The following is a 25,460-nucleotide window of genomic DNA, read 5'->3' as shown; positions in this document are numbered from 1 at the left end:
TGCACTCACTGTTTTCACTTCTCTGCTGTATTGCGTAAGCGTTGCTTGCCGAAGGCATCGCATCCCTCTTTAAAAACTGTCCGGAGTATTGTTATCTGATAACTATATTTTTGTCAAAACTTAAGATTTAATTAATTAAATCTTAAGTTTATGTTTTATATCGAAAGTAATCTTCGATACAAAGGTACAATATAAAAAACTAATAAGACGATAGATCAACTCAGGGTTCATCAATATTATGCTTTTTCACTACTGTATCGCTTTTAAAGATATACCATGAGAACCCCCCTACCCGGATACCAACTGCTCGCCCCGCTCCACGAAGGTACAAAAACCGTTATTTATCAAGGTCGCTACGAGCTAGAACGCACTCTTGTCATCATTAAAACTCTCAAAGCTGAGTATCCGACCTTAGAAGAAATCGCCCGAATCAGACACGAATATCAAATCCTCCACTCTTTAAACATCTCAGGCATTATCAAGCCCATCGAATTAAAACCTTATGAACACGGACTTGCCCTAATTCTAGAAGATTTTGGCGGACAGCCTCTCAAACAATATATTACCTCCCAAAAAACGAATTTAATTAACTTTCTTCAAATCGCCAGTCAACTCGCCCAAATTCTCCGAGAACTGCATCAAAACCAAATTATTCACAAAGATATTAAACCACAAAATATCCTTATTAAACCAGAAAATAGGCAAATAAAACTCATCGACTTTAGCATCGCCACCCGCTTAGAAAAAGAAAATCCTACCATCAGTAACCCCAACTACATCGAAGGCACTCTCGCCTATATGTCTCCCGAACAAACTGGGAGAATGAATCGGTCAATAGACTACCGCACAGACTTTTACTCCCTTGGTGTTACCTTCTACGAAATACTTGCGGGTCAGCTACCTTTTAATTCTAACGACCCAATGGAATTGGTACATTGCCACATCGCGAAACAACCCAGGTCACTAAATCAGCTAAATCCAGAAATTCCCAAGGCGGTTGTTGACATCGTAATGAAATTATTAGCCAAAACTGCTGAAGACAGATATCAAAGCGCTCGCGGACTTTTAGCCGATTTAGAAGAATGTCTTAAACAATTAGAAGAATCTGGACAAATTAAAGATTTCACAGCGGGTAAATTAGATCGATTCGGTCAATTTCTCATTCCTCAAAAATTATATGGACGAGAAACAGAAGTTGCAACCCTAATGGCAGCTTTTGAACGAGTTGCAGTTGGCTCAACAGAAATGATGCTCGTCAGCGGTTATTCAGGAATTGGAAAAACCTGCGTTGTGCAAGAAGTTCATAAACCAATAGTACGCCAGCGCGGTTATTTTATCGCAGGCAAATTCGATCAATTTAAAAAGAATATTCCCTATGCAGCCTTAATTCAAGCTTTTCAAGAATTAATCCGGCAACTGTTAACAGAAAACTCTGAAAATATAGGAATTTGGAAAGAGCAGCTTGTAGAAGCTTTGGGACAAAATGGACGGGTAATTATTGACGTAATTCCCGAAGTAGAACTGATTATGGGCGAACAGCCAGAAGTTCCCCAGCTAGGGCCAACAGAATCTCAAAATCGCTTCAACCGAGTTTATAAACAATTTATTCATGTATTTACTAAGCCAGAACATCCGCTTGTTCTGTTCCTCGATGATTTACAATGGGCAGATTCAGCGTCTCTGAAGTTGTTCCAACTCTTGATAACAGACACCGATAGCGAATATCTGTTACTAATTGGAGCCTATCGAGATAACGAAGTCAGCCCAACTCATCCGACGATTCAAACCATTGAAGAAATTGAAAAAACAGGTGCAGTTGTGAATAACATCGTCCTCCAGGCTTTAGATATTAGCAACGTCCGTCAATTAGTTTCTGATACTCTTCAGAAAGATAACAATTCAATCAAATTAGGAGATTTACTCTTCAATAAAACTCAGGGAAATCCCTTTTTTTTAACACAACTTTTCAAAACTCTACATTTTGAACAACTGTTAAAATTTGATTTTATCAAAAGTTGCTGGCAATGGGACATCAAACAGATTCAATTCCTGGGAATTGCTGATTATAATGTTGTAGAACTCGTAGCCAGAAATATTCAAAAGCTGCCAGAAGTAACACAAAAACTATTACAATTAGCCGCTTGTATTGGCAACCGTTTTAACTTAGATGTCTGCGCGATTGTTAATGAAAAATCACCGCTAGAAACAGCCGATGATTTGTGGTCAGCACTTCAGGCAGGTCTAATTTTACCTCTGAGTAATGACTACAAAGTCCCTTTGGCTTTTCAGTCAGAAGAACAGGGAACGCTACTTTTTGATGAATCGAGAGTTGGCTACAAATTTTTACATGACCGGGTGCAACAAGCAGCCTATTCAATAATTCCTGAAAATCAAAAAAAAGCAACGCACTTGAAAATTGGTAAGCTCTTATTGCATCAATACGCAGAAAACGCTTTGGAAGAGAATATATTTGATATTGTCAATCAGTTAAATATTGGCGTGGAATTCATCGCGCAGCCGTCAGAAAAAGATGAACTCGCCAACTTTAACTTAATAGCTGGGCAAAAAGCAAAAGCAGCAACAGCTTATGAAGCTGCTGTCAGATATTTGAATGTAGGGTTAGAACTTCTGCCAGAATCTAGCTGGCAAAGTCACTACGATTTGACGCGGAATCTCCACTTAGAAACACTGGAAGTGGAATACCTTAATACTAACTTTGAACGAGCGCAACAGCTATCTGAAATTGTTATTTTACAAACAAAAACCCTGCTTGAAAAAATCAAAGTGTATGAATTAAAAATTCCGTTTTATTTATCCCAAAATCAGCCGCAAAAAGCCTTAGAAACGGCACTGCAAGTGCTAAAATTATTGGGAATTTCTCTTCCTCAAAATCCAAACAATATCAGTATAATGGTTGGGTTTTATCGCACCAAATTTATATTAGGGAGAAAGCAAATTCGAGATTTAGCCGCACTGCCAGAGATGACTAACCATGATAAGCTGGCAGCTATACGAATTTTAATGAATATTATTCCGGCTGCTTTTGCTGCTAGTCCCGCTCTTTTTCCACTTGTTGTTTTTAAAATGGTTTATCTTTCTGTCAAATACGGGAATGCGGCTCTGTCTGCTTACGGATATTGTATGTATGGTATGCTCCTTTGTGGAGTGCTGGAAGATACTGATTGTGGGTATCAATTTGGGCAACTTGCTTTGACTTTACTGGAGCAGTTTAACGCTAGAGAAATAAAAGCTAAAGTCTACCATTTATTTAATCATTTTATTCGAGAATTTAAAGAACCCATAAAAAATACAATAACTCCTTTAATTGAGGCTTTTAAAAGTGGTTTGGAAACCGGAGATTTAGAATATGCAGGTTATGCAGCTTTGTACCATTCTACTAATCTTTTCTGGAGCGGTGAACACCTAGAATATGTTGCTAATGTTCAGCGGCGATATCTAAAAGCACTAGGCAATTACAAGCAAGAATTTACGGCAGATCTTTTGGCTCTCTGGAATCAATTTGTATTAAATATCATAAATGAATCCGCTAATCGTACTACACTGATCGGAGAAATATTTGATGAATCGCAAAGGCTATCTTTTTTAATAGAAGCTAATAATAATACAGCCGTTGCTTATGTCTATTTAGTTAAATCTATTCTCTTTTATTTGTTTAAAGATTTTTACAAATGTCTTGAAACAGCTATATTACTAGAAAACTACAAGAAAAATTTGAGTGGCGCTGTTCTGCCAAGTACATACAGTTTCTACTATTCCCTAGCCCTCCTCGCTCACTACCAAGCCACCACCAAAACCGAACAAAAACAATACCTGAAAAAAGTAGCATCCCATCAGAAACAAATGAAAACCTGGGCAAGTCACGCCCCGATGAACTTCCAACATAAATACGAACTCGTAGAAGCAGAAAAAGCACGAGTATTGGGACAAAACGAGACAGCAATAACCTACTACGAACGAGCCATCAGCGGAGCCAAAGAACAAGGATTCATCCAAGAAGAAGCCCTAGCCAACGAACGCGCTGCCGAATTTTATCTAGCCCTCGGTAGAGAAAAAGTCGCCAAAACCTACATGACCGAAGCCTATTACTGCTACATTCGCTGGGGAGCCGTCGCCAAAGTTAGAGACTTAGAAGAAACATATCCCCATCTTATCTCCCGCACGCAGCAGCGTGAAACTATGAGTCTTGACCCCACTAGCACAACCACATCAAACTGGACGACAACCTCTACTTCCAGCCATTCAACAGCACTTGACCTCGGTACAATTATGAAAGCAGCACAGGCGTTATCTGGAGAAATTGTTCTCAGCGAACTGCTAGGTAAATTAATGACCATTCTCATAGAAAATGTAGGAGCTACTCGCGGTTCATTACTCACCAAACCCACTTTTTTATCTAACCAAAGTGAGAATCAGTGGGTGATTTCAGCCACGGGAATCGTGGAAGGTAACGACCTCACCGTATTGACCAATCCTCAACAACCAGAAGAGGAAACTATTTCCGTTGCTCTCCTAGAAAATGCAGTTCCAGCCTCGATTATCAACTACGTTGCTCGCACTAAAGAAACAGTCGTTTTAAACGATGCCAGCCACGAAGGAATCTTTAAAAAAGACCCCTATATCCAACAAAATCAGCCTAAATCAATCTTGTGTACACCCCTGCTCAATCAAGGTCAACTTTCAGGGATTATGTATCTCGAAAATAACTTGACAACCGTCGCCTTTACCGCTGACAGACTCACTGTCTTACAAATGCTATCAGGACAAGCTGCAATCGCCATTACCAATGCCAAACTTTACGCAGAAGTCAATCAACTTAACCAAAATTTAGAAGAAGCCAACCAACAACTTGCAGCATATTCGGAAACTCTAGAACAGAAAGTTGAAGAACGAACCACCGAATTAAAAACAGCTCAAAAACAAATAGTAGCCTCAGAAAAACTCGCCTCCCTCGGATCTCTCACCGCAGGTGTTGCCCACGAAATCCGCAACCCCCTCAACTTCGTCACCTCTCTTGCTACTCTCTCAGAAGACTTAACATCTGAAATCGCAGAAGAAATAGACCGCCAATCCGAAAACTTAGACTCAGAATCTCTGGAATTAATTAACGAAAACCTCACTTATCTTAAGCGTAACGTATCAGAAATTAACGAACAAGGGAAACGCGCAAACAGCATTATTCAAAGTATGCTAATGCACGCTCGCAGCGACGGCGGTAACCGCCAAAAAACCGACATCAACGCCCTCGTCGCTCAAGCCCTACAATTAGCTTACCACAGCATTCGTGCCAAAGATAAAACCTTCAACCTTACCATTGAAACTGACTGTGACAAATCAATTGAAGAAGTAGATGTCGCTTTTTCTGACCTCAGTCGCGCCTTAATTAACATCATCGATAATGCTTGCTATGCCTCCCATGTTAAACAATTTAAAATGACCGCATATTTCAATCCTACTGTTTCTATTACCACTAAAAATCTAGGCACAACAATAGAAATCCGCATTCGTGACAACGGCATCGGCATTCCTAAAGAAAATCAACAAAAAATATTCCTTCCTTTCTTCACTACCAAGCCTCCCGGACAGGGAACGGGTTTAGGTTTATCCATCACTCACGATATCATTGTTGGACAACACCGAGGCAATTTGGAAGTGCAAACAGAACCCGAAAATTACACCGAATTTATCATTACTTTGCCCAAAACTTAAATATCTTTGGCGCACGATAGAGGCGTTAAAACATTACATTAGTAACTTTACTCGAAGGTTGAAACCGCTTCTACACAAACCAAACCCACCTTTACGGGTTAAAATTATACAGTGAATCTTAAGTATATCCACTTAATTAAACGTAAAATACGGATGAATAAAAAGCTGATTACATAAGTATTCTTCCTTCTTCCTGACTACATCCTCATTAATAAATTTAATCCTTTACAAATTTTAAATAACGCGCTATATTAAGCTAATGATCCTAGTTATTTCTACCATAGGATACAGGATAGCTCCCCATGACAGCCAAAATCCTAGTCGTCGATGATGAACAACTTTTAGAGTACGTCATTCAACAAAAATTCCGGCAAAAAATTCGGGTCAAAGAAATTGAATTTGTCTTTGCTCACAATGGCAGAGAAGCCTTAGAAAAAATTGCAGAATCTCCACCATTCGATTTAGTGCTAACAGATATTAATATGCCCGAAATGGACGGGTTAACTTTACTAGAAAAACTCTCAACAATCGACAATACATTAAAAACAGTGGTCATCTCCGCCTATGGAGATATGCAAAACATTAGAACTGCCATGAACCGGGGAGCTTTTGACTTTTTGACAAAACCTATTGATTTTCAGGATATGGAGATTACTATCCAACGAGCCTTAGAGACTGTCAAACAAGTCAGACAAAATTTAATAGAACTCCAACAGGTGCAAACCCAACTCATTCAAAACGAAAAAATGGCTTCCGTCGGCCAGTTAGTTGCCGGAGTTGCCCACGAAATCAATAATCCCATCAGCTTCATTTTAGGAAACGTTGAACACGCAGAAAGCTACTTTCAAGAATTGATAACTGCCCTCAACATTTATCAACAAAATTGCTTCCTAAATAACCCAGAAGTTCAAGCTAAAATAGAAGCTCTTGACCTCCCTTTTATCTTAGAAGACTTGCCACAATTGCTCAATTCTATGAAAGAAGGAACTGAGCGCATTCGGGGAATAAGCATTTCTCTGAGAACTTTTTCTCGGGCAGATAGTACATCTAAAGTTCGTTTCAATATCCATGAAGGAATTGATAGTAGCCTATTAATTTTGAGACATCGGCTCAAAGCGGCTGACGGTAAACCAGAAATTCAAGTGATAAAAGACTACGGAAGCTTCCCCCCATTAGAGAGTTACCCCGGACAGTTAAACCAGGTGTTTTTAAATATCATTGCTAATGCCATTGACGCATTGGAAGAGTGGAATGCAGAGCGGAGCCGCGAGGAAATTAAGGCCAATCCTAATATAATTACGATTCGCACTTTCCTTAGCGATGAGAGCGAAAAAATTATCAACGATAGTTCAACTTCTCATGTTATAATTTCTATTGCTGACAATGGGATGGGAATGACAGAAGAAGTGAAACAGCGGGTATTTAACCACTTATTTACTACAAAATCTGTGGGTAAAGGGACGGGATTGGGTTTGTCAATTTCACGGTCTATTGTTGAAGAAAAACACGGGGGGTGGCTCAGTTGTAACTCTGCACCTGGAGAGGGAACTGAATTTATTATTGAAATTCCCACTTAAAGGCTGGGAACTGATAAAATCAAGATTTACGCACGTCTAGGCTAGAAACCGGGTTTCTTCGTAGGTATCTAGTGAGAGTTTTCAATTTGCCAGAGAAACCAGATCTAGGAGCATAAGTCGTAAAATGATAAATTTGCTGTAGGAACAGTGCTTCCATGCCTGCCCCAAACTTACTTACGGTGCAACCACAGGGAGGCAACCACAGGGGGATTGCCCCTACAAGAGAATTAAACTCCTGGTTTCTTGCTAACAAGACCAATTCCATGACAGCTAAAATCTTAGTAATTGATGACGAACCACTTTTAGAATATGTAATCCTTCAGCTATTTCGGCATCAAATCAGCACTCATGAATTTGAGTTTGATTTTGCAATTAATGGAGTCCAAGCTTTAAATAAACTGCAAGCGGATGGCTCTTTTGACTTGGTGCTAACTGATATTAGTATGCCCGAAATGGACGGTTTAACTTTGCTACAGAATCTGCCAGCTATTGACCCAACGCTCAAAGCTGTAGTGATTTCAGCTTACGGGGATATGCCAAATATTAGGACAGCTATGAATCGGGGTGCTTTTGATTTTTTAACGAAGCCGATTGATTTTGATGACTTAAAAATTACAATTAATAAAACTTTAGAGTCTGTGCGACTTGCTAGGGAAAAAGAGCAGCAACTTACTACAGCAAATGAACAAATTCGCTACCAAGCATTTTACGACGAGCTGACGGGTTTGCCTAACCGTAATTTGCTCTTAAAGGAGATGCGTAGTGGCATGAATACTATCATAGAATCTGGTCATTTAGAAGCAATTTTATTTCTGGCTCTTAACCGCTATCAAATTGTTAAATATAGCTTAGGTCATTCTAGAGGAGAGCAGTTGCTAGTAGAAGTAGCGCGGCGGTTAGAGGCTTGCGCTCTGAATACGAATCTTATAGCAAAAGTGGGAGAAGATGAGTTTGCGATTTGGCTGGCAGATATTACTAATTCTCAGTTAGCTTTAGATACAGCAGAACGCATTCGCCAAGCATTAGAACTGCCATCTAATTTGAATGGAACTGCGGTTTTTTCTAGTGTTAGTATTGGCATCGCTTTAGGTGCAATTGGCACAGAAGAGCCGGAAGATTTGCTGCGGGCGGCTGATGCGGCTAGACATGAGGCTTTTATTCGGGGTGCTGGTAGCGCTGTTGTATTTAATGTTGATATGCAATCGCGAGCTTTAGAGCAACTCCAGTTAGAAACTGACTTGCAAAATGCAATTAATTTGCAACAGTTTTACCTTAATTATCAACCGATTGTATCTTTTGCAACGGGTCAAATAGTAGGGTTTGAAGCCTTGGTAAGATGGCGGCATCCTTCACGCGGGTTGGTTTCTCCGAGCGAGTTTATTCCGGTGGCGGAAAGAACGGGTTTGATTGTAGCATTAGGGGAGTGGGTACTGTCGGAAGCAGTGGCTTGTTTAAGTAAATGGCAGTTGCAATTCCCTGACTATTTGTCTTTGAATATGAGTGTTAATTTATCTGGTATTCAGCTATTTGCTCCTAATTTATTACCGCTGTTAGACTCACTCCTGCAAGTGCATAATTTGAAAGGCAAATTTTTGAAGTTAGAGATTACCGAAAGTGTTTTAATGGAGAATGCTGAGGAGGCTGCTGAGGTACTAGAGCTATTGAAAGCGCGGCAAATTAAGATTTGTTTGGATGATTTTGGCACGGGCTATTCAAATTTATCTTACTTACAATTGCTGCCGATTGATACTCTCAAAATTGACCGTTCTTTTGTTTGTTCCCTGGAGGAAGGAGGGAAAAATTTGACTTTGCTGGAGGCGATTTTAAATCTGGCGAGTTCTTTGGAATTAGAGGCAACGGCAGAAGGCGTGGAGACGCAAGAGCAACTAATTATACTCCGTTTTTTGGGATGTAATTCCTATCAAGGCTACTTTTTTTCGCGGCCTTTGGAGGAGGAAGGGGCTGTTGCTATGTTGCGTGCTGCAACGCTCTTCAACAATGATTAAATTGCCGATATTTCAAGACTAACTAACGTGAGTTTGGGTTAAGCCGGAGGCAACAGATTGTGGTCGATCGCAATCGACGGCTTCTTTGGCTGATGGCAATAGGCAATCAACCCACCCAAAATGTTGACAAAGTAATTGACCGGAGGACGATGACGCGAATCCTCGATTTGAGAGATGTTCTTAAACTGATCGATAATGGTTTCGATCTCGGGCGCACTTGCTCCCGCATCAACCGGTCATTGAGGGGCATCAAGCGCTGTTTCATGTTGCGCTTGAGCTTGGTGATTAGTTGAATGCCTGCGGTTTTGAACAATTGTTTTGCCAATTTTTGCCAGATGTAGCCCAGGTCTGCAAACACCTTGCCAAACAACTGTTGCAATAATCAAGGCACCGGAGTGCGGTCATCGGTATTCCCCGGAGTCAATACGATCTTGAGCAACTCGCCGGGCGTCATTGACCACCAGATGCAGCAAGAAGCCAAAGAACCAATCAACCGAGGTTTTGCCACGTGATCCTAAATCCGCAAACACTTTGTGTTGAGAGATGCGGCGGTTGTGACAGACTTTGATACAGGTAGAATCCATAAAACTGATGCCGCTACACTTGCCAAAACACGAGCGCAAGTAGGCGCACATTGGCACTAACGTTCCAGGAAGCCATTCGATGAAGCGGTGATAGCTCACCCCTGGTGGAAACGCATCCGCCCACTCAGTCTGCACCTTCTGTTGATAATAGGTTTTGAAATTGCGGTCACACGATTGGTGGAATGCAATCAGAATCGTCATGATTTCGCTCTTTCGTCAAGCTGCCAGGTCGATTCCTCAGCTTGAGTCCACAGCCTAAAAGTTGCTGCTGCCATTGCGCTTCAAAGCCTTGGCAAAAATCATCGACGGAGCAAAAGAGTTGTTCTAGACTAAGCATGAAGGCAAACTGGGCGAGATTTTAGCATTTTCAGCCTATCGGGTTTGCCCTTTTCACGGCCCAACTCCTTATCCCGAACTCACGTTATTTACTTTTTTGTTATGCTAGGAATCTTTTTATTCCTCTCTTACACAGAGAGCAAGCGATACCAGCTAGGTGCTATAGTTTCCTCTATATTTAAAGGAAGCAGGGCTCAAACACACGCCGGGGCGCACGATATCGACCCACAGTTTGAGACATACGGCGGGAACGCTGGCGCTGCGAGCTGGGGCAAAACTGCGGTAAGTGCAGGACTTGTTGGGGCATAAAGACCCCAAGACGACCTCTATTTATACTCACGTAGCGCAGCGGTGGGCAAATAATCCGGCTCTGAAATTAGGGATTACAATTGGGCAGTAAACGACCGGAGCTACTTTTGCCCTGTTTTTCCCACTTTACTCCCAGTTACCTAATGAATCGAAAAAACCCTGAAATAGGCGAGCAAATTGCCCAACTTATAGCCAGCTTGCCCAGCTATGACCTCCTAAAGCAAGCTCAGACACCAGTTCAGATAGAGGAATGGTACAAAGCCAGAAAAATCCAGCTTCTTCTGGCTGAGTGTTGGAGAGCAAAGTGGCTCGTTAAGAACTATTATCCAATTGAAGAAGTGCTATATCTTTAGGAAAATGCCAAAAAAGCAAAGATCGGATTTCACAGTTTTAAAAGTTCTCAACTCAAATCCACTACATTTTAACAGTTTTAACTTATTATTAATTTACTCAACATTTGAGATTTGATGCCAGCACAAATGAAGCGATCGCCCACTCTCGCAGAGCCTGTCAATGAAGCGATCGTCCACCCATCCACTATGTCAACCAAGCGATCGCACTCCATCGAACTCACGTTAAATTATATTTAAGTTCTAGGATCGAAACCGTAAAATTACTGAGGCAAAACTAAGATAAATCAATTACGATTATAAAAATTATAAACTTTCTGCTAACAACCAGGAAAAAGCCATGTTTATTATTGCAGGTTATGAATACTTAGAAAAAATTCACGATAGTTTAATAACTCTGGTTTATAAAGCGCGGAGAATTCGAGATCGTCAAATTGTTATTATTAAAGTTCTTAAAAAGGCATATCCTTCCAGTCAAGACATTTATGTATTTAAACATCAGTATGAATTGATGAAAGACTTAGATTCAGAAGGCATTATCAAAGCTTATAGCCTAGAAAAATCTAACAATTATATAGCTATAGTTTTAGAAGATTTTGGTGGAAATTCACTGAAAAAACTTATTCAGTCTGGTAAATGTATAGATTTATTTGTATTTTTGCAAATATCAATTGGATTAACTAAAGCTTTAGAAGAAGTACATAAATTAAATATTATACACAAAGATATCAAGCCAGATAACATCATTATTAATGATGGAACATTAAAAGTAAAGATCGCAGATTTTTCAATTGCATCACTTCTTACGCAAGAAAAATATCTGGTCAGCAATCCCGATCTATTAGAAGGAACTTTGGCCTATATGTCCCCAGAGCAAACGGGTAGGATGAATCGGGCGATTGATTATCGTACTGACTTTTATTCTTTGGGTGTCACATTTTATGAAATGCTGACTAGACAGTTGCCATTTCCAACTATAGATGCGATGGAACTCGTTCACAGTCATATTGCCAAAATACCAGCTTTACCCCATGAAGTAGATCCAACTATCCCGAAAGTAATATCTGATATCGTGATGAAATTACTAGCCAAAACTGCGGAAGATAGATATCAAAGCGCTTATGGAATTAAGGCAGATTTGGAAGCGTGCTTAACTCAACTACAAACTAATGGAAGAATTGAAAATTTCATTCTCGGTCAGCATGATGTTTTTGCTAAATTTCAAATACCCCAAAAGCTTTACGGTCGCGATGGAGAAATTGCTACCCTAAACGCTGCTTTTGAAAGAACCCGTCAAGGTAAGAGTGAGATGATACTTGTTTCCGGTTACTCAGGAATCGGCAAGACAGCCTTAATTAGTGAAATCGATCGACAAATTGTGCGGCGAAAGGGTTATTTTACTTCGGGAAAATGCGATCAATTTAAACGCGGTATTCCTTATGCTGCAATGATTCAAGCTTTTCAGCACTTGATACGACAGCTATTAACTGAAAGTAAAGAAAAAGTCGAAATTTGGCAAAATAAATTATTAAAAGCTTTGGGTACAAATGGCAGAGTTATTATTGACGTCATTCCTGAGTTGGAATTAATTATTGGGCTGCAACCACCTGTTCCTCAATTAGAACCTGGAGAATCACAAAATAGATTTTATTTAGTATTCCAAAAGTTGTTGGGTGTTTTTACCACTCAAAAACATCCTCTAGTTCTTTTCATAGATGATTTACAGTGGGTTGATTCTGCTTCATTAAAATTACTCCAACTGCTAATGATGTCATCAGATAGTCAATACTTTTTGTTAATTGGAGCCTATCGAGATAACGAAGTTAACGAAACTCATCCATTGATGTTTCTTTTGGATGAAATTAAAAAAGCTGGAGTTAAGGTAAATCAGATCGATATACAACCTTTAAATACTGTTCAAGTTAATCAATTAATTGCAGACACGCTTCACTGCGAATTAGAAACAGCCTTTTCTCTAGCGAAAATAGTCTTTAATAAAACGGCTGGGAATCCATTTTTTGTAACTCAAATAATTAAAACCTTCTACCAAGAAAACCTACTTTCATTCGATCTAAACGCTGGTAGTTGGCAGTGGGATGTTCAAAAGATTAAAGAAGTTAAAATTACGGATAATGTTGTTGAATTAATGGTTAACAAAATTCAAAAACTGCCTAATTATACGCAAAGTGCTTTAAAAGTGGCAGCCTGTATTGGTAATACATTTACATTAAACGATTTAGCGATTGTCAATGAAAAATCTTTATCATCTACAGCAAACGAGCTTTGGCAAGCACTTCAAGAAGATTTTATTTTTCCTTTAAGCGGTGCTTATAAAATTCCTTTGACTGATGATTTAAATACGTCATCATCATTAGTTGAAAAAATTGAAAACCAAAGTAGTTTACCTCATATTGAGTATAAATTTTTGCACGATCGCGTTCAACAAGCCGCTTATTTTTTGATTCCAGCAGAACAAAAAAAAGAAATTCATTTAAAAGTCGGTCAACTATTGCTAAAGAATACTAAAACAACAGAAATAGAAGATAAAATTTTTGATATTGTCAATCACTTAAATATCGCTATAGAGTTAATTACCAGTGAAAAAATCAAACAAGAGCTAGCTGAATTAAATCTGTTATCTGCGCGGAAAGCAAAGGCAGCAGCAGCTTATGAACTCGCGCAGAGATACTTAAATTTCGGGCTAGAATTACTTGCGGAAGATAGCTGGCATAGTAATTATAAATTAACTTTTTCTCTGTATATAGAAGCAGTAGAAATAGAATATTTAAATGGCAATTTTGAAAATTCAACTTCGCTTGGTGATATTGTTTTAAGAAAAGCTACTTCGTTTTTAGAAAAAGTCAAAACATACGAAATAAAAATCCAATTTTATATTTCTCTCAATCAGATGCAAGCAGCACTTGACACATCGTTGTTAGTGCTGGAAATGCTAGGAGAACCTTTAGTTGAAAAATTGCCTGAAGAATTAGATATTGGTAATTTAAGCAATCTACCAGAAATGGCTGACCCTGATAAACTTGCAGCCATGCGAATATTAGTTAAAGCGATAACACCTGCTTATGTAATGAATCCAGCACTTTTACCGCCGATCGTGTTTACGATGGTCAATATTTGCATTAGACATGGAAATTCATCACTATCTGCTTTCGCCTATACTTTTTATGGACTGATCCTTTGTACTTCAATAGATAATATTGAAATTGGGTATCAGTTCGGTCAACTAGGAATAAATTTAGTGAAAAAACTCAATGCTAAAGAAGTTAAAGCTAAAGTATATGAATTATTCTACGGTCATATCAAACATTGGGTAAGCCATGCTAGAGAAACCATAGAGCCTTTACAAGAAACCGTTCAATATGGTTTAGAGAGTGGCGATTTAGAGTATGCTAGTTACGCGGCTACTTATACTTCAGTTTATCCTTTTTTTGTAGGCGAGTATCTAAATGATGTATGTGATAAACAAACTATTTATACGAATCTTTTAATTAATTTAAAACAAAATTACTTTGGCTTACCTATTATAATTTGGCGACAGTTAGTTTTGAAGTTATTAAATAAAAACGAAAATGAATGTAGAGCAATCGGTAATTTATTTGATGAAGAAGCAATGCTACCTATTTTTACTGAATCAAACAATGGTGCTTTACTTTTTTCTACTTATTTTTCCAAATCAATATTTTTATATTTACTTCAAAACTACGCAGAAGCAGTTAGTTATGCAAAGCTAGCGGAGCGATATTCTGGTTATTTAGCTGGTGTAATACATACAGGAGAACAAAATTTTTACTATTCTATGATTTTACTTGCACGATGTTCATTTTTGGAAGAATCCGAGCGAGAAATAAACCTACAACAAGTAGAATTAAACCAAATTAAATTAAAAAAATGGTCGTTATGTTCTCCTAGAAATTACGAGCATAAATATTATTTAATCGAAGCAGAAAAAGCTAAGTTTTTAGGGCATATATTACCAGGAATGGAATATTACGATCGGGCAATTCTAGGAGCAAAGAAACAAGGTTATATTCACGAAGAAGCAATAGCAAATGAAAGAGCATCAGAATTTTACCGCAGTCTTGGAAGAGAAAAAATAGCTCAAACATATTTAGTAGATTCATACTATTGTTATGTTCGTTGGGGAGCAATAGCAAAAGTTAAAGATTTGGAATTACGATACCCGCAATTACTATCTTTAACGTCTAACGAAACTTCTAGTCGAGAACTAACTGTTACGACAAGTTCTGCCAGCTTAGGAACTAAAGCCGATATTTTAGACTTAGCCACTATTATCAAAGCATCGCAAGCTCTTGCTGGCGAAATTGTACTTGATAAGTTTTTGGATAAATTACTAAAAGTTTTAATGGAAAATGCTGGCGCTCAAACTAGCTGCCTTGTTTTAGAAACCGATGGTATTTTAACGCTCAAAGCGACTGGTACTGTAGAACAAGAAAAAATAACTTTGTGGTCATCGACATCTCTAGATAATAGCCAAAATTTACCTGTTTCTTTAATAAATTACGTAGCCCGAACTAAAGAGAATATTGTTTTAAATAATGCCGCACAAGAGGGAATATTTATCAAAGATTCCTATATCATTAAAGCTAAAGTTAAATCCATTTTATGTGTTCCAGTTATTAATCAAAATAAACTTATTGGCATAATTTATTTGGAGAATAATTTAACTGTTGGTGCATTTACATCGGCTCGTTTAGAAATCGTTAAAATTCTTTCTACACAAATAGTTATTTCTTTAGAAAATGCTTTGCTTTATAAAAATTTAGAAGAATACAGCCGCACGCTAGAAGAAAAGGTGGAAGAACGCACATTTGAACTAAGCGAAAAAAATGATAAATTAAAACGTCAAGCAATTAAATTACAAAAAGCTTTGGATGAACTAAGACAAGCTCAAGCACAACTTATCCAAACTGAAAAAATGTCTAGTTTGGGACAATTAGTTGCTGGTGTTGCTCACGAAATAAATAATCCAGTCAACTTTATTTATGGTAATTTAAACCACGCTAAGGAATATAGCGAACAATTATTACATTTAATTGATCTCTACCAACACAGCAATCATAGTCCTAAGCGGGAAATTCAAGATTATATCGAAGAAATCGATTTTGAATACTTACTGGAAGATTTACCTAAAATATTTTCTTCAATGCAACTGGGAGCAACCCGTATTGGCGAAATCGTTTTGTCACTCAGAAATTTTTCCCGTTTAGATGAAGCAGATATGAAATCAGTAGATATACATGAGGGTATTGAAAGTACCCTGCTAATTTTGCAAAACCGTTTGAATAAAAAGGCCGATCGTTCAGCAATTCAGGTAATTAAAAAGTATGCAAAACTGCCATTAGTAGAGTGTTACCCAGGTCAATTAAATCAAGTATTTATGAACATTCTTACTAATGCGATCGATGCGTTAGAAGATCGCCATCGGCCACAAACACAAATTAAGGAAAAATCTAGCACGATTATTATCGTGACTGAAGTAATAAATTGCGATTGGATAAGAATACGCATTGCTGACAATGGAACTGGCGTAACAGAAGAAGTGCTTACTAAACTATTTGACCCATTCTTCACAACCAAACCCGTTGGTTCTGGAACGGGTTTGGGGTTGTCTATTAGTTATCAAATTGTGGTTGAAAAACATGGCGGACAAGTGCAGTGCATTTCAGCACCAGGTCAAGGTGCAGAGTTCATTATCGATATTCCCATAAAACCTAAAAATAGCCAAAAGTCAAGTCCCGTAAGATAGATTTTATTGGGTTAAACCGAAAATTATAAATATTTTTTTTACTTCTACTAAATTTGTTATTTTTTCCAGCTTATAGGGAACTCTAAGTTAGAAGCCATTAAGCAGCAAATAAGCGGACAGAACATTAAGCTTAAAACACAGCTGGAACCTGTCAACCTTCTTTGCTAAACGCAAAGGCTTTTATTGGAGCTTGAGAGTAAAGCTTCTAAGTAATCAAATCGCTCAAAAACTGCCACTTAGCATAATAACTTAGAGGAAACATCAAATGTTCGATCGTTTGAAAGGTGGAGTTATTCATCATATCTTTGAATCTCAAGTGGAGTGTACACCGGATGCGGTGGCGGTGGTTTTTGAAGGACAACAATTAACTTACCGAGATCTGAATTATCGAGCTAACCAGCTAGCACGCTATCTTCAGAATTGCGGTGTAAAACCAGAGGTGTTAGTAGGTATTTGTTTAGAGCGATCGCTACAAATAGTAGTGGCTATTCTAGCAATTCTTAAAGCTGGTGGTGCTTATGTGCCACTCGACCCAACATATCCTCAAGAGCGCTTAGCCTTCATGCTAGAAGATAGCCAAGTATTATTGCTGCTGACTCAAGCATCCTTAGTCGAGTCTATCCCCAAACATCAAAGCCGCGTTATCTGTCTCGACACCGACTGGGAAACAATTAGTTGCGAGAGTGAGGAAAACCCTGATACGGAAGTAAATACTGAAAACCTAGCCTACGTACTTTACACATCTGGTTCTACAGGAAAGCCGAAAGGAGTTTGTTGCAACCATCTCGGCGTGATTAATCTATTGGCAGATTTCGATCGCCGCCAGCCACTCTCTGTAGGAGATGCCTGTAGTTTATGGACTAGCTTAAGTTTTGATGTTTCGGTTTATGAAATCTTTTCGGCTTTATTAACTGGAGGAGCGTTACATATAGTTCCAGAGCACATACGTGCTGATGCCAAGATATTCATTGAATGGCTGTATTTCGAGAGGATTTGTAGCGCTTATATTCCACATTTTATGTTAAATGTTTTTTTCGATCGCGTCCAAAAAGCACCAAACAAATCTTGTCTAAAAAGATTACTCGTAGGAGTAGAACCGATTTACGAACAGCTTTTAGCGTCAATTAGTAAAAAAAATCCTGGCTTGCAAATTATAAACGGTTACGGACCTACAGAAGCTACGATTTGTGCCACTTTGTATTCTGTCGATCGCGAAACAACTAACAAGAGAAATACCCCGATCGGTAAACCAGTTCAAAACACAGAAGTTTATTTGCTAAACGAGCAAATACAGCCAGTTTCACCAGGAGAAACAGCCGAAATTTATATCGGTGGTATTGGTTTAGCCAGAGGGTACTTAAACCGTCCTAATTTGACTGCTGAAAAATTCATTGTCAACCCATTTAGCAATGAACCAGGTTCGCGCCTCTACAAAACTGGTGATTTGGCTCGTTACTTACCAGACGGTAATATTGAATTTGTAGGGCGGATCGATCATCAAGTAAAAATTCGCGGCTTTCGGATTGAATTAGCAGAAATTGAAGCATCACTGCGACAACATCCTGACGTGCGGGAAGCCGTTGCGATCGCACGCGAAGACGTACCGGGTGACAAGCGTTTAGTCGCCTACATCGTCTCTAATCTCATCCCGGAACGGATACCTTATCAAAGTCCTTGCTTGGTTGGATTTGATGGTAATCGTACTATAGAAGTAACCACCGAGGACATTTCAATAGGTGGTATTAGCTTAGTAGGAATGACAGAAATTTTAGAGCGAGGTAGTAGCGTCCGCTTGCACCTACAGCTACCAGAAAATTCTCAATTTTTGTGGGTAGAAGGTAAAGTAGTATGGCAAGAAGAACAGCAAACTGGGATTCAGTTCGAGCTAACGCCAACACAGCAAATTATAATCCAACAAAGCTTAGATTATCTCCTAGAAAAACAGAAACTTTTGAAAGTTTTGCAACGCAGTGTTACCCGTACTCTCCGTAACTTCTTAAAACAGAAGTTGCCCGAATATATGGTGCCTTCTAACTTTGTTGTCCTGAAAGAATTGCCGCTAACTCCCAACGGCAAACTGGATCGTCAAGCGCTACCTTCACCGAGACCAATCACAAATGAACTGTCAAATAGCAATATTGAAACTGTAACCGATATTGTCTATAAATCAGATGTTTTGGAACAGGAACCAGAGCTTGAGTTAATGCCTTTTGTTCCTCCTCGTACTCCGGTTGAAGAAGTGCTAGGAAGAATTTGGGCGGAAATTTTAGGTTTAGATCGAGTTGGAATTCATGACAACTTTTGGGAATGCGGAGGACACTCGTTACTAGCTGCTCAAGTTATCTCTCGCATCCGAAATACGCTTGAAATAGAATTGTCTCTGCGTTCTTTGTTTGAAGCACCCACAATAGCCGAATTAGCCCAGCAAATAGAAACAGAACTTCAAACAAACTCAAGGTTGCCACTTTCTCCAATCAAAGTGATTGACCGCGACCAGAATTTGCCTCTCTCTTTTGGCGAGCAACAGATGTGGTTGTTGGCACAAGTGGAACCGGGTAATCCTTTTTATAACGAACACTTTACAATTTACTTACCGAGTTCGATCGATCGATTAGCTTTAGAACAAAGTTTCAACCAAATTATCGATCGCCACGAAATTCTGCGAACCAACTTTTCTGTTTTCGATGGGCAACCAATTCGGATCGTTCAGCCAAGTTGCTATTTACCTCTGCCATTAATTAATTTTCAAGAAATAGCGTCAGAAAGCGATCGCGAAACGGAAGCTTTGCGGTTTGTAAAAGAAAAGGCACGGCAACCTTTTAATCTTACCTCTGATTTGTTGCTACGAGCTACGCTAATTCAAATCAGCGAGACGGATTACAGACTATATATAACCGTACATCACATTATTTTAGATGCTGTTTCTCTATACAGCGTGCTATTTCCCGAACTGGTGACACTCTACGAAGCTATTTGCGATTGCCAACCCTCATCTCTGCCACAATTAACCGTTCAGTATGCCGATTTTGCCTACTGGCAGCGGCAACAACTACAAGTAGAATTACTGAAGCCACAGCTAGCTTACTGGAAACAGCAATTAGCAGATTTGCCTCCGCTAAATTTGCCCACCGATCGTCCAAGACCGCCAGTTCAAAGGTTTCGAGGTGCAATGCAAACTCTGGCACTTTCCAAGAGTTTAACTGAGGCTTTAAAAGCTCTGTCCCGTCAGGAAAATGTCACTTTATTTATGACATTAATGGCGGTATTCAAAATTTTGCTCTACCGCTATTCGGGACAAGAAGATATTCCCGTCGCCACTGTTACTGGTGGGCGAAACCGACCGGAAATTGAAGGATTAATTGGGTACTTCCTCAATACGCTGATCCTGCGTACTGACCTTTCTGGTTTTCCCAGTTTCAGACAGTTACTTTCCAGAGAAAGAGAAGTAGCTTTAGGAGCTTATGTTAACCAAGAGTTGCCATTCGAGAAGGTAGTGGAAGAACTTCAACCAGAAAGAAAGCTGGGTCAGAATCCATTATTTCAAGTGTTATTTATTTTGGAACCACCAATTGCTACCTTGGATTCTAAGGATTGGCAAGTCAACCAGATGGACATTCATATCGGTACGTCAAAATGTGATTTGTTTCTTCAATTAGAAGAAACACCGCAAGGAATTGTCGGTCGTTTTGAGTACGATACCGATTTATTTGATGCCACTACTATTTCCCAAATGGTTGGGCATTTTCTCACTTTACTAGAAAGTATTGTTGCCAATCCAGAGCAGTCTATCTCGAAGTTGTCTTTGTTAACAATTGGCGAACAAAAACAGTTGATAAATTGGAATGCTACCGAGGCACATTATTCCCAAAATAAGTGCATTCACCAGTTATTTGAAGATCGAGTAGAACAAAATCCCCATGCGGTAGCAGTAATATTTGAAGGGCAACAACTTACCTATCAGGAGTTGAATCAAAGGGCAAATCAATTAGCGCATCATTTACGATCGCTAGGAGTTGTACCAGATACGGTAGTTGGTATCTGCGTAGAACGATCGCTGGAAATGGCGATCGGACTTTTGGGCATCCTAAAAGCAGGTGCAGCTTACTTACCTCTCGACCCGGCTTATCCGCAAGAACGGATAGCTTATATGCTGGAAAATGCCGGAGTTCCAGTAGTGCTAACTCAGGCAAGTTTATTGCCGCCACTGTTAGAGTATGGGATACCAGCGATTTGTTTAGATCGGGGCTGGAAATCGATCGCCCAACGCCCGCAAGATAACCCCACCACAGCCGTATTACCCGACCATTTAGCTTACGTTATCTATACATCAGGTTCTACAGGCAAACCTAAAGGGGTGGCAATGAGTCACAGTCCCCTGGTGAATCTGATCGATTGGCAATTACAAAATTTTGCTTTTCCTGCTACTAAAACTCTCCAATTTGCCCCCATCAGTTTCGATGTTTCTTTTCAGGAGTGTTTTACCAGTTGGTTTTCTGGCGGCACTTTGGTGTTAATTTCAGACATGATTCGGAAAGATGCAGTAGCTTTATTGCAACTTCTCCAAGATGAAGCGATCGAACGTTTATTTCTTCCTTTTATTGCCCTTCAGCATCTAGCTGAGGTTGCTGAAGAGCAAGGAACCGTACCTAATAGTTTGCAAGAAATTATTACTGCTGGCGAACAGTTGCAAATTAGTAGAGCGATAGTCAATTGGTTTAGTCAGCTAAAAGATTGCACTTTGCACAATCAATATGGCCCTTCTGAAAGTCATGTTGTAACGGCATTTACTCTCACGGGTTCACCTGAAAATTGGCCTAAATTGCCCTCTATCGGTCGTCCTATTGCCAACGCCAAAATCCACATCCTCGATTCACAATTACAACCCGTACCAATTGGTATTCCCGGAGAACTTTACATCGGCGGTGTTAGTTTAGCCAATGGTTATATCAACCGACCAGATTTAACATCCCAACGGTTTATTGAAAACCCATTCTTAAATAGTGATGAGTTATTAGTTTTGAGTTCTGAATTAAAAGAAAACTCAAAACTCAAAACTCAAAACTCAAAACTGTACAAAACTGGCGATCTAGCCCGCTATTTACCAGATGGTAACATCGAGTATATGGGTCGAATTGACGACCAAGTAAAAATTCGCGGATTTCGGATTGAGTTAGGAGAGATCGAAACTGCTTTGGCACAACACCAAAACATAGCAGAAGCTGTTGTTATTGTTAGGGAAGATATACCAGGCGACAAGCGTTTAGTTGCTTATGTAGTTGCCTCGAAAGAGTTAGCACCTTCTGCCAACGAACTGCGGCACTTTTTGCAAGAAAAGTTGCCTGAATACATGATTCCTAATGCTTTTCTATTTTTAGAAACACTGCCTTTAACTCCTTCTGGAAAAGTAAATCGGCGAATCTTACCAGCGCCAGAAGGAAATCGAGAAGAACTAGAAACAGCATTCATTGCGCCTCGTACTCCTGTGGAAGAAAAGTTAGCTGAAATCTGGAAAAAGATTCTCGGTATCGATCGAGTTGGCATTTACGATCGCTTTTTCGATTTGGGCGGGCATTCTTTAAAAGTTACTCACCTAATGTTTAAAGTGAGAGATGCTTTTCAGGTAGAAGTATCGCTGCGACAATTCTTAGAAGTGCCGACAATTGCAGGAACTGCGGATGCGATCGCTCTTGCTAGTCAGACAGATTCCACTACTACATCAGCGAAAGAAAAAAGTATCGATCTAAATGCGGAAGCAATCTTAGATCCTAGCATCTCTCCTGAAAATATTAATTTTGAATGGGATAAAGAACCATCCCATATCTTATTAACAGGAGCAACTGGATTTCTCGGTACTCACTTACTTAATGATTTACTAAAGAAAACGCAGGCAAATATTTATTGCCTGGTAAGAGCATCCAACCTCGAACAAGGCATCGAAAAAATCCAAAAAAGTCTAGAACGCTATTTACTTTATAACCAACCTATCAGCAACCGCATCATCCCAGTTTTAGGAGATTTATCTCAACCATTTTTAGGACTTACATCACATGAATTTCGCACACTGGCAAGCAAATTAGATGTAATTTATCACAATGGTGCATCAACAAATCTGGTTTATCCATACTCTGCATTAAAAGCGGTAAACGTTCTCAGTACGCAGGAAGTTTTGAGATTAGCCTGCATTATCAAAGTAAAACCAGTGCATTTCGTTTCTACCATTGGCGTATTTTCTTCGGATACTTACGAGCAAAATACAGTAGTTCGAGAACAAGACGAACTACCTGATAGTGAAAGTCTTTGTGAAGGTTACGATCAAAGTAAATGGGTAGCTGAAAAATTAGTTATGACTGCCTATTCTAGAGGGCTACCCGTTTATATTTATAGACCGGGATTTATCTCAGGAGACAGCCAAACGGGTATTTGCAATACTGCCGATCTGCTCCGCAGAATGCTTAAAGGCTGCATTCAAATGGGAAAAACACCTGATTTAGATATTATGGTGGACATGACTCCTGTGGATTATGTTAGCCAAGCGATCGTTCATTTATCCAAACAAAAAGAATTGGTCGGGAAAGCTTTCCATTTAGTTAACCCTCACCCCATTCCTTGGAATCAGCTTTTCGATTTCATTCGCTCTCTTGGCTACTCACTCGAACGCATTCCTTATAAACAGTGGAACTTTGAGTTATTAAAATCGGTTGAAAATTCAACAGAAAATGCTTTGCATCCACTGATCAGCCTTTTCGCTGATGAAGCCGTATCTTTACAGACAGTCAGAAGTATAAGTATTTGCTTTGATTCTCAGAAGGCGATCGATGGTTTAGTTGGTAGCTGCATTAGCTGTCCACCTATAGATGAAAGATTGTTAAATACTTACTTATCGTACTTACTGAAGTTTAGACTAACTGCGCCTTATACCAATTCTTTAAATGCCGACTACAGATAACGCCTCCAATATATATGCTCTTCCAAGAATTATAGATGTTGTCTACTTATTTTGACGAACAGTAGAAACTAAAACTAGAAAACTTAGCGTGGGAAAAAATTCCGGCGTTGCTGAATAGCGGGATGAATTAGGTGGGAACAGGCACATCTCTAAATTTTAGGTAGTGCAGTAGCAACCGAACTGAGTGCCTCAGCATTTCCTCTAACGCGTGAATAGCACAAACTCTTACGATGCAGCCTTGCGAGATAGTGTCGCAACGCCCGTGTTCTCTCCCTCTACCCGTGTCATATACGTTTTGCTCACAATCTGGTCTCCGGCAGGGATGAAGCCTGGGTAAACACTCCAACCATCAGTGACGTAAAAGTAGCATCTCCATGCTCCCACAATGGCCCATAACGGTTTGAATGTCTCCCCACGCTCGGTCGCCCAACACAAGGCCAAGAATCCCTACCCTGAAATGGTTTACTGCTGTCGACAGCCAGATCTGGTTTTTTTTGAGCCGACAAAGGTTTCCAATTCGTCAAGTTCACCGACCTGCGGTGTGGTCTCTGGAGAATAAGCATCGGGCAGATTTTGCCCCACCTGTTTTACCCAGCAAATCACAGTGGTATGGCGCACATCCTTCACCCGTTGGATACCACGGAACCCCATGCCATTGACATACATTTTGAGGCACTCACGCCTGACCTCCTCGCTGTAGCCTAAAGGCTGGTTCATAACGGTCTATGAATTGGCGACCGCAAGCCACACATATGTGATGAGTGTTTACCGCGTCGTTGCCCATTTTTACGGATGTGCGTCGAGTTGCATTCAGGACATTGCGTGGAATTTGACCTCAATTCATCCCTCTATTATGCAACGCCTTAATAACCATTCATCCGCCACGGTGGCTAGCTGATCTAAGGCATGACGCAAAGTTTCTCCAACGCATTCGAGACGGTTCATTTTGCGGATGGCTCCGATGACATGAGTTGAGTCAGTTCTGGCTTTACCTCTAGCTTTGAGCCATCCCCGAGCGATAAAATGTACAAGCATTTTATCGAGTAATTGACTTTCACGTCCCGCAGCAATTAATCGACTTCTCCATTCACTTAAAACGGAATAATCACGCACGGCTATCAGTAATTTCTAGTCCCAAAGCATACTTCCAATCTATACGACTTCTGACCGCTTCTGCTGCTTGTCGGTCAGTCAATCCCTCGGCAAATTGCATCACACTGATTAATGCTAATTGTCCAGGTGATAACGCACTTTGACCGCAGTCGGCTCGAAACAAGGTAACAAAGTCAGTATCTTGGTACAACACTCCGAGTTCGTCGCGCATTTTCATATATGGATTTCCTTTGGGAAAGGAGGTTCGTGCTACGGAGGCGGTCATTTCTGGAATCAATGACCAGTCGCGTGGGTGAAGAGTCATAATAAATTATTGTAATTGCTCAACTAGGGCAAAAAAGGGAGCGATCAGTAGAGAGAGCTTGTTGAATAGATTGATAAGCCGTCAAGCCCTGACGCTTGCCAGTATTAACAACTGAACGAACAGCAGCAAACAAATCTCGCCCCCATTCCGAACGGAAGCCATTAGTCACACGGTGAAATATTACACTCATCCGAATCGCCTGTTCACTACTATTATTCGTGGGTGGAATTGTCGCATCTTTCAGAAATAGAAATAAATTGTCAATTAGCCCACCATAGCGTTTTCGTAACCGGATACCATCCGGATGGTGTGGCGCTACATTCAAAATCCCCGTTAATCTTTCCTGTAAATTTTCTCGATATCGATTGAGTCTGGCATCGTCGATTTTTTCTCGTCGTCGATGGATGATAAAAGCCCTTAATA

Annotated in this window: 9 protein-coding genes and 3 pseudogenes; 7 read left to right on the top strand and 5 right to left on the bottom strand. The window is 39.8% G+C overall.

What is annotated here, in order from left to right; translation table 11 throughout:
• The first annotated feature begins 276 nt into the window (after positions 1-276).
• The 3 genes from E5S67_RS24395 to E5S67_RS24385 all read left to right on the top strand — a co-directional run bounded on the left by E5S67_RS24395 (position 277) and on the right by E5S67_RS24385 (position 9,310).
• Positions 277-5,727: a trifunctional serine/threonine-protein kinase/ATP-binding protein/sensor histidine kinase gene (locus E5S67_RS24395; RefSeq protein ID WP_172190941.1), complete on the top strand. Its 5,451-nt coding sequence runs from the start codon at positions 277-279 to the stop codon at positions 5,725-5,727.
• A gap of 302 nt (positions 5,728-6,029) precedes the next feature.
• Positions 6,030-7,304: a hybrid sensor histidine kinase/response regulator gene (locus tag E5S67_RS24390; RefSeq protein ID WP_172190940.1), complete on the top strand. Its 1,275-nt coding sequence runs from the start codon at positions 6,030-6,032 to the stop codon at positions 7,302-7,304.
• Between the two features lie 263 nt (positions 7,305-7,567).
• Positions 7,568-9,310 carry a putative bifunctional diguanylate cyclase/phosphodiesterase gene (locus E5S67_RS24385; protein WP_172190939.1) on the top strand — a complete coding sequence of 581 codons (1,743 nt, stop codon included), beginning with the start codon at positions 7,568-7,570 and terminating at the stop codon, positions 9,308-9,310.
• A 106-nt stretch (positions 9,311-9,416) separates the two neighbouring features.
• Here E5S67_RS24385 and E5S67_RS34145 read toward each other — a convergent pair whose 3' ends face one another.
• Entirely contained in the window at positions 9,417-9,680 is a 264-nt protein-coding gene (locus E5S67_RS34145) for a transposase (protein WP_425487381.1), read from the bottom strand.
• Between the two features lie 31 nt (positions 9,681-9,711).
• Positions 9,712-10,095 carry a transposase gene (locus tag E5S67_RS34140; RefSeq protein WP_281363573.1) on the bottom strand — a complete coding sequence of 128 codons (384 nt, stop codon included), beginning with the start codon at positions 10,093-10,095 and terminating at the stop codon, positions 9,712-9,714.
• A 587-nt stretch (positions 10,096-10,682) separates the two neighbouring features.
• On the opposite strand from E5S67_RS34140, the gene E5S67_RS24375 reads away from it, so the two are divergent.
• The 4 genes and pseudogenes from E5S67_RS24375 to E5S67_RS33645 form a co-directional block, all read left to right on the top strand.
• On the top strand, positions 10,683-10,892 hold the full coding sequence (locus tag E5S67_RS24375) for a hypothetical protein (protein ID WP_246276969.1): 210 nt from the start codon (positions 10,683-10,685) through the stop codon (positions 10,890-10,892).
• Between the two features lie 114 nt (positions 10,893-11,006).
• Positions 11,007-11,129, top strand: a complete 123-nt coding sequence (locus E5S67_RS34135) for a hypothetical protein (RefSeq protein ID WP_281363572.1) — start codon at positions 11,007-11,009, stop codon at positions 11,127-11,129.
• 100 nt (positions 11,130-11,229) lie between these two features.
• Entirely contained in the window at positions 11,230-16,674 is a 5,445-nt protein-coding gene (locus E5S67_RS24370; RefSeq protein ID WP_172190938.1) for a trifunctional serine/threonine-protein kinase/ATP-binding protein/sensor histidine kinase, read from the top strand.
• 292 nt (positions 16,675-16,966) lie between these two features.
• A pseudogene (locus tag E5S67_RS33645) lies at positions 16,967-23,620 on the top strand (amino acid adenylation domain-containing protein); the annotation flags it as partial.
• Positions 23,621-23,747: 127 nt separating this feature from the next.
• Here the strand turns inward: E5S67_RS33645 and E5S67_RS24360 are convergent.
• The 3 genes and pseudogenes from E5S67_RS24360 to E5S67_RS24350 all read right to left on the bottom strand — a co-directional run.
• Positions 23,748-24,459 (bottom strand): annotated as a pseudogene (locus E5S67_RS24360) (IS1 family transposase).
• A 7-nt stretch (positions 24,460-24,466) separates the two neighbouring features.
• Positions 24,467-25,037 (bottom strand): annotated as a pseudogene (locus E5S67_RS24355) (transposase); the annotation flags it as partial.
• A gap of 19 nt (positions 25,038-25,056) precedes the next feature.
• The coding region (locus E5S67_RS24350) for an IS66 family transposase (RefSeq protein WP_172190936.1) at positions 25,057-25,460 on the bottom strand (404 nt) is incomplete at its 5' end.

Origin of the sequence: Microcoleus asticus IPMA8 (assembly GCF_013179805.1) — a bacterium.
GTDB classification, from domain to species: domain Bacteria; phylum Cyanobacteriota; class Cyanobacteriia; order Cyanobacteriales; family Microcoleaceae; genus Microcoleus; species Microcoleus asticus.
Note: the sequence above shows the minus strand (reverse complement) of the source record. Positions and strands in the feature narration are given on the sequence as shown.

Coding starts and splice junctions, on each gene's coding strand:
- E5S67_RS24385 (WP_172190939.1), top strand. CDS start 7,568: ATGACAGCTAAAATCTTAGTAATTGATGACGAACCACTTTTAGAATAT.
- E5S67_RS24395 (WP_172190941.1), top strand. CDS start 277: ATGAGAACCCCCCTACCCGGATACCAACTGCTCGCCCCGCTCCACGAA.
- E5S67_RS34135 (WP_281363572.1), top strand. CDS start 11,007: ATGCCAGCACAAATGAAGCGATCGCCCACTCTCGCAGAGCCTGTCAAT.
- E5S67_RS24390 (WP_172190940.1), top strand. CDS start 6,030: ATGACAGCCAAAATCCTAGTCGTCGATGATGAACAACTTTTAGAGTAC.
- E5S67_RS24370 (WP_172190938.1), top strand. CDS start 11,230: ATGTTTATTATTGCAGGTTATGAATACTTAGAAAAAATTCACGATAGT.
- E5S67_RS24375 (WP_246276969.1), top strand. CDS start 10,683: ATGAATCGAAAAAACCCTGAAATAGGCGAGCAAATTGCCCAACTTATA.
- E5S67_RS34140 (WP_281363573.1), bottom strand. CDS start 10,095: ATGACGATTCTGATTGCATTCCACCAATCGTGTGACCGCAATTTCAAA.